The sequence below is a fragment of the Paraburkholderia tropica genome, assembly GCF_914484835.1.
GTDB classification, from domain to species: domain Bacteria; phylum Pseudomonadota; class Gammaproteobacteria; order Burkholderiales; family Burkholderiaceae; genus Paraburkholderia; species Paraburkholderia tropica_A.
Window position 1 is genome coordinate 111,253 of sequence record NZ_CAJZAR010000095.1, and the last position, 6,464, is coordinate 117,716.

Genomic DNA, 6,464 nt, shown 5'->3' on the forward strand with positions numbered 1-6,464 from the left:
GCTTTCGCCTTTGAACATGGGCACCGCGTGCCCTGCAAGCCTCTATGATAATCGTTCTGTCGCCGGCCAAATCGCTCGACTATGACACGCCGGCGCACGTCGACACCCACACCATCCCCGATTTCGTCGACGACGCGGCCGAGCTGATCGACGGCCTGCGCCGCCTGTCGCCGCAGCAGATCGGCACGTTGATGAGCATTTCCGATCCGCTCGCGCGCCTGAACTTCCAGCGCTACGCCGACTGGTCCACGCGCTTTAGCCAGACCAATGCGAAGCAGGCCGTGCTCGCGTTCAACGGCGACGTCTACGAAGGCTTCGACGCCAAATCGCTCTCGCACGCCGATCTCGACTACGCGCAGAACCACGTGCGCGTGCTCTCGGGTCTTTATGGCCTCCTGCGGCCGCTCGACCTGCTGCAACCCTATCGTCTGGAGATGGGCACGCGCTTCGAGAACGCGCGCGGCAAGGATCTCTACGCGTTCTGGGGCGAGCGCATCACGCACGCGCTCAACGCGCAGTTCGAGCACAACCATGCGAAGCGTTCGAAGCACGGCGCGCGCGTGCTGGTGAATTGTGCGTCGAACGAGTACTTCAAGGCCGTGAAGCCGAAGAAGCTCGACGCGCCCGTGATCACGCCGGTGTTCGAGGACTGGAAGGGCGGCCGCTACAAGATCATCAGCTTCCACGCGAAGCGCGCGCGCGGCCTGATGGCGCGCTATGCGGTCGAGAACCGCATCGCCGAGCCCGAAGCGCTCAAGGCCTTCGACAGCGAAGGCTATGCATTCGATGCGGGCGCATCGAACGATTCGACCTACGTATTCCGCCGGCGCATCGCCGATTGACCGATTGAGCGGCGCGCGAGCACCGATCCAGCCAAGGACATTGCCATGACGATTTCCATCTCCAGCCAGTTCGACGCGGGCGCGATCGAAGTCCTGTCGTGCGAACAGCCCGACGATATCCGCCTGCGCGTGCGGCCCGACAATCAGTCGGAATTCGCGCAGTGGTTCTACTTCCGCCTGACGGGCGCGCGCGGCGAGCCGTGCACGATGACCTTCGAGAACGCGTCGGCCTGCGCGTTTCCCGAAGGTTGGCGCGACTACCAGGCCGTCGCGAGCTACGACCGCGTGAACTGGTTCCGCGTGCCGACCTCGTATGACGGCAAGGCGCTGACCATCGAGCACACGCCCGATTTCGACAGCATCTACTACGCGTACTTCGAGCCGTACGGCGAGGAGCGCCACTCGGAATTCCTCGGCGCGCTGCAGCAGTTGCCGCATGCCACGCTGAGCGAACTCGGCCAGAGCGTCGAGGGCCGGCCGATGTCGCTGCTCTCGCTCGGCATGCCCGGCGACACGACGCCCGAGGGCAAGCCCAAGCAGACTGTGTGGATCATCGCGCGCCAGCATCCGGGCGAGTCGATGGCCGAATGGTTCGTCGAAGGCCTCGTGAAGCGGCTGGCGGGCTGGGGCGACTGGTCGGGCGATCCGGTCGCGCGCAAGCTGCTCGACCGCGCGATCTTCCACATCGTGCCGAACATGAACCCGGACGGCAGCGTGCACGGCAACCTGCGCACCAACGCCGTGGGCGCGAACCTGAATCGCGAATGGATGGAGCCCGACGCGCAGCGCAGCCCGGAAGTGCTCGTGGTGCGCGACGCGATCGAGCAGACCGGCTGCGATCTGTTCTTCGACATTCACGGCGACGAGACGCTGCCGTATGTGTTTGTCGCGGGCTCGGAAATGCTGCCGGGCTTCACGGAGCAGCAGCGCGTGGAACAGAAGGCGTTCATCGACGCCTTCAAGATCGCGAGCCCCGACTTCCAGGACAAGCACGGCTACGAGGCGAGCCGTTATCGCGAAGATGCGCTCAAGCTCGCGTCGAAGTACATCGGCCATCGCTACGGCTGTCTCTCGCTCACGCTTGAAATGCCGTTCAAGGACAACGCGAACCTGCCCGACGAGCGCGTGGGCTGGAACGGCGAGCGCAGCGCGTCGCTCGGCGCGGCGATGCTGCAGGCGATCCTGCATCACGTCGAGACGTTTGCGTGATGCTCGCTTAGCGGCCTGGCCGCGATCGCGATGAGATGAAAAAAGGGGGAAGCGGTGTGAGCCGCTTCCCCCTTTTGCTTGTGCCGCGCTTACTGTGCCGTGGACTTTTTCTTCGTCGTCGTCGACTTTTTCGTCGTAGCCTTCGCGCTGGATTTCGTCGTCGATTTCGAAGCGGACTTCGTGGTGCTTTTCGACGTGGTCGCCGACGACTTGTGGCTCGACTTGCTGGTCGACTTCTTCGTCGTGCCCTTGCTCTTGCCGGTGGCCTTCTTCGACTTCGCGCCGTGCTTGCCGCTCACATGCGCCGCGCCCGACGACGCGCCGCTGCGTTCGCTGTGCGCGCGTGCCGGCGGTTCGGGATCGTTCCAGCTGAAGGCGAGGATCTGCTGGCCGACATAGCCGCAGCGGAATTTGAGATCGTACGGTGCATGGCTGCGGTCCTGCGGAATGCCGATGCCGTCGACGGTGACGATGGTATCGACCTTCACGCGCTGCTTGCCTTCGTCGAAGGAGTCGTTCCAGGGCGTGACGGTGGCGTGCGTGCTATCGAAGGAACTGGGCGGAAACTCGACGTGATCGAGCACGCTCGACGTGCCCGCGATGAAGTTGCCGTGCGCGGCGCAACTGGCGACCAGCGGATCGGCATGCATCTGCGTGACGTAGGTGTTGACGAGATCGGATTGCTGCTCGAGCTGATCGGCCTCGGCGGGCAGCGTGCAGACGAGCATCAGGCTCGCGGCGCAGGTGACCAGTCGGCCTCCAGTACGCAGCAACTGGCGGAAAGCGATGTTGCGGTCCATCTGATTGTTCTGGATGAGGGTGGAACGTCTGGCACCGTAAGATGCTGCGCTGCGTGGTTGAGTTCAATCCTGAAACAATTATTTCGCGCGTTGCCCTCGTGGGATCGACAGTTGATGCCGTGTTTTGGCTGGCGGCGACGCAGTGTGCGGCTCGTGGCCGCAGACGCCGAATCATTCTAGCGCACGCGTGGCGCGTGGCAATTGAGGAAACCGTCAGGGATGCGACGCTTCGTGCGGCGCGCAGGGACGACGCGTTGCGCGTCGCGTAGCGACGTCAGGTGCGAGGTCCGCCGAGGCGATAGCGGCGTACGTCGTAGGTGGTGACCCACGCGGGCCGATAGACGGCGATCAGCGCCGTGGCCATGCCGGTGAACCAGGCCTCGCCGGAAGCGAGCAGGAACACGCTGAACGCATAGCCGGCCGGCACAGTAAGCATCGATCCGCTGTTGAGCGCGATGTGCGTGCCGAGCGCGAGATACGCCGCGGCGCAGACCGCGATGGCGGGCGAGACGAAACCCTGGCCGACGATGAACATGAAGAGGTTGCGCGGCAGCCAGGCAGTGAAGGCGCGCTGGAGCAACGCCGACAGACAGACCGGAAACGCACCGTACACGAGGAAGGTGAGCGCGACGCCGTCCCAGGGCGAGTCGAACACGAGCGCCGCGAGCGCGACGACCACGGCCATGGCGATGAGCGCGAGCCCCCAGTCGAACAGCGTGACTACGAGGGTGGCGCCGAGCAGGTGCATCACGGTGCCGTCTTCGAGCCACGCGTTGCTCGCCCACAGCACGGAGACGGCCACGATGATGGCGAGCCACACGTGCTGGAGCGTCGCGTCCTGCAGACGCTTGAACGGGTTGTTCCATAGCGCGAACGCGAGCAGACCCGCCGATGCAACCCATGCAGCGACGATGACCCACAACGGTAGTGGCGTATAGAGGAACCCCATGTGCTTCATATTACTCGTTGGAGGGCAAAACGTGTACGCAGCCTGGCGGCGCTTCGCTGTCTTCGGCGTCGACGACGGTCGTCCCGGACGCGGTGGAAGGCGCCGGTGCCGCGCCGCCGTAGGGCGGCGTGGGCTCCGCGGCCATCGCTAGCGGCGCGCGGGTGTCGTCTGTCAGCAACGGATAGCGGAACGCCGTCTCCTCGCGCGGCCGCAGCGGCGTGGGGCCATGCTCGCCATGTGCGGGTTTGCGCGCAGTCTCGCGACGCGTGCGCAGCACCTGCAGCTGGTTCGACAGCAAGCCGTTGTAGATCGCCACAGCCGCCGCCCGGTTGGGCGCGCCGAGCTGCTGGAAGATGCTGGCCAGATGGACCTTGACCGTGCCTTCGCTGATGCCGAGTGCGCGCGCGATCATCTTGTTCGTGCTGCCCATGTGCACGCAACGCAGGATCTGCTCCTGACGCGGCGAAAGACTCGCCTTCGGCGACAGCTTGTGTGGCAGCGCCATGCCGCGTGCATGGCGGCGCGGCGGAACCGGCCACGCGCCGGGCGGGCAGAACATCGGACCAAAGACGTCGGCGGGCAGATGATCGCCGCCGAGCAGGATCAGTTCGAGCAGCTTGACGATCAGGATCGAGTCCGTGGTGCGGCGGATGATGCCGCGCGCGCCTTCGGAGAGCAGGGCGCGCACCATGTGCGGCGGTTCGGTGCGATCGACGAGCACGGCGACGGGCAGCGTGCGGTGCCGATTGACGAAGTGACGCAGCTCGCCGGCGCGGATGCCGTCGTGCCAGTCGATGACGAACAGATTCGGCGTGAAGCGCTGCGCCGCGCGTTCGGCGCTACGCCAGTCCGGGGCGTCGCTGAAGCGCGCGCGACGGTCGATTTGTCTTAACAGCGCCTTGAGCCCTTCGCGCCGTTCGGCGTCTGGATTGAAAACAGCAAACCGCATAACACTGCCCTCCCGTGTATTGCCTCTCGGAATGTTGTGGTGCGCGTGCGTTCGGCACACGTCGCTTGAAACCGGAACAACCGCACCATGATGACAAAACGGCTGCGTTTTGACGGCCTGTCCAGATGGCGTAGGACGTAGGGCAAAAAAAAGTCCCGCACAGTGGCGGGACTTGGGAGATGGCGGGTAGGAAAACGCCGCGTTGCTTAGTGGAAGTGAGGCTGAACGGGCTCAGCATCTTCCGGCATCTCGGCGTGGACGATCTCGCCGAGCGGATCCGCATAGAGCGGCACGCCGCAATCATCGCAATATTCCGGCTCGAAACGGCCTGCGTGGCGGCGGATGTCGGTGATGCCCGATTCCTTGAGCAGCGTCACGATTTCTTCGAGCGGACCGGTGGCGTCGCTTTCTTCCGACGGCTCCTCGTCGATCTCGGCGTCGCCGTTTTCGCGGCCGTAGAGCGGCCAGACGACGCCGTACAGCACGTCGTTGCTACCGCGCTTGGTGAAGCCGATGCGGTATTCGTCGATGCGGCGCTCGCCGAAGCCCGCGACCACGGCGCGCAGGTCCTGCGCCGTCGCGCCGATCGTGTCGAGCAGATAGCGCACGGCAGTGCGGATGGTGTGCGGGCGCACGCGCTCGTCGGCGTCGCGGCAGGCCGAGTAGTAGGCGTCCGGCAGCAGGCACTCGAACTCGCAGCCCGGCATGACGACGGCCAGATTGGCGCCGCCTTGCGTCGCCCATTGTTCGAGGCACTGGGCGCGCTCGATGCGCGAACCGTGCTCCTCTTCCTGCCAGCGGAACAGCGGCGCGCCGAGCGGTGCAGCCACCACGGCGAGCAGGAAGCGCGGATCGGCGAGGATCGGCGATGTCTCGGGCAGTTCGCCCGCGCTGATCTTCGCGGCGTTGCCCGTCAGCGCCGATTGCGAGAGCTGTTGCGCGAGGCGCCACGTTTCGACGTGATGGCGCGGCAGCTGGTCGATGCTATAGAGATAGGGCGCCATCGCGACGTGCGTGCCGCTCGCCAGCACGTGCGCTTGCAGATGCGTGCGCAGGGCGTCGGAAGCGTCGGCCTTCAGCGGGCCGGACGGAATCACGTAGCGCGTCCACGCGAGAACGGGCGCGGCCACCAGCAGCGCTTCGTATTTCTCGCCCTCGTGTTCGAGGATGAACGACTCGCTATGGGTTTCCGCCATATCGGCGAGCGCACCGTAGGCGTCCGGGTGGTTCTGCTGCAGATGATCGAGCGCGGCGTCGAGCGTGGTCTGATTGCCGTTGCGCACGACCTTCGCTAGCAGCGTGTCGAGCTTGGCCTCCCAGAAGCGGTCTTCGGTGCGGCTGCCCGAGGCGAACAGGGCGAGCGACAGGCCGACGAGTTTGTCGGCGTCGGGAGGTAGGCGTTTGGCGATTCGCGAGCGCATAAATCTGTGAGTTGGGATGCAGAGAACCCCATATTCTAGTCTGTTCCGCGCTGGCCATCGGTTTGCCCTACAGGTTGAGGAGAGGAGGGCGGATGTGTCGGGCGTTGCTGCGCTGCATGAAGCGAGGAGCTTGTGTCAGAAAGCGCTTGCAATATGTCATCTGCGTGACTAGAATTCGCCTCCTTCGCAATTCACTGTCACTGACAGCGCAGCGCGAAGCCCGCGACGAGAAACCCGCGGGTCGGTTCTTCAACCAGCTTTTAAACGGCAACGTAAAAAAAAGAAGTTGACGAA

General features: G+C 64.9%; 6 protein-coding genes. 2 read left to right on the top strand and 4 right to left on the bottom strand.

Annotated elements, in window-relative coordinates; genetic code table 11:
• Window positions 1-44 precede the first annotated feature (44 nt).
• Both yaaA and LDO54_RS35120 read left to right on the top strand, forming a co-directional pair.
• Window positions 45-842, top strand: coding sequence for a peroxide stress protein YaaA (gene yaaA / locus LDO54_RS35115; RefSeq protein ID WP_224017086.1), 798 nt, complete (start codon window positions 45-47; stop codon window positions 840-842).
• Between the two features lie 45 nt (window positions 843-887).
• A complete protein-coding gene (locus LDO54_RS35120; protein WP_224017087.1) occupies window positions 888-2,051 on the top strand; it encodes a M14 family metallopeptidase in 1,164 nt (387 codons plus the stop codon).
• Between the two features lie 89 nt (window positions 2,052-2,140).
• Here the strand turns inward: LDO54_RS35120 and LDO54_RS35125 are convergent, their stop codons facing one another.
• The 4 genes from LDO54_RS35125 to LDO54_RS35140 form a co-directional block, all read right to left on the bottom strand.
• Entirely contained in the window at window positions 2,141-2,851 is a 711-nt protein-coding gene (locus LDO54_RS35125; protein ID WP_224017089.1) for a BspC domain-containing protein, read from the bottom strand.
• Window positions 2,852-3,125: 274 nt separating this feature from the next.
• Window positions 3,126-3,800, bottom strand: a complete 675-nt coding sequence (locus LDO54_RS35130; protein WP_224017102.1) for an energy-coupling factor ABC transporter permease — start codon at window positions 3,798-3,800, stop codon at window positions 3,126-3,128.
• 10 nt (window positions 3,801-3,810) lie between these two features.
• Window positions 3,811-4,749, bottom strand: coding sequence for a helix-turn-helix transcriptional regulator (locus LDO54_RS35135; RefSeq protein ID WP_224017091.1), 939 nt, complete (start codon window positions 4,747-4,749; stop codon window positions 3,811-3,813).
• 206 nt (window positions 4,750-4,955) lie between these two features.
• Window positions 4,956-6,170, bottom strand: coding sequence for a DUF2863 family protein (locus LDO54_RS35140; RefSeq protein WP_224017093.1), 1,215 nt, complete (start codon window positions 6,168-6,170; stop codon window positions 4,956-4,958).
• Window positions 6,171-6,464: the final 294 nt, after the last annotated feature.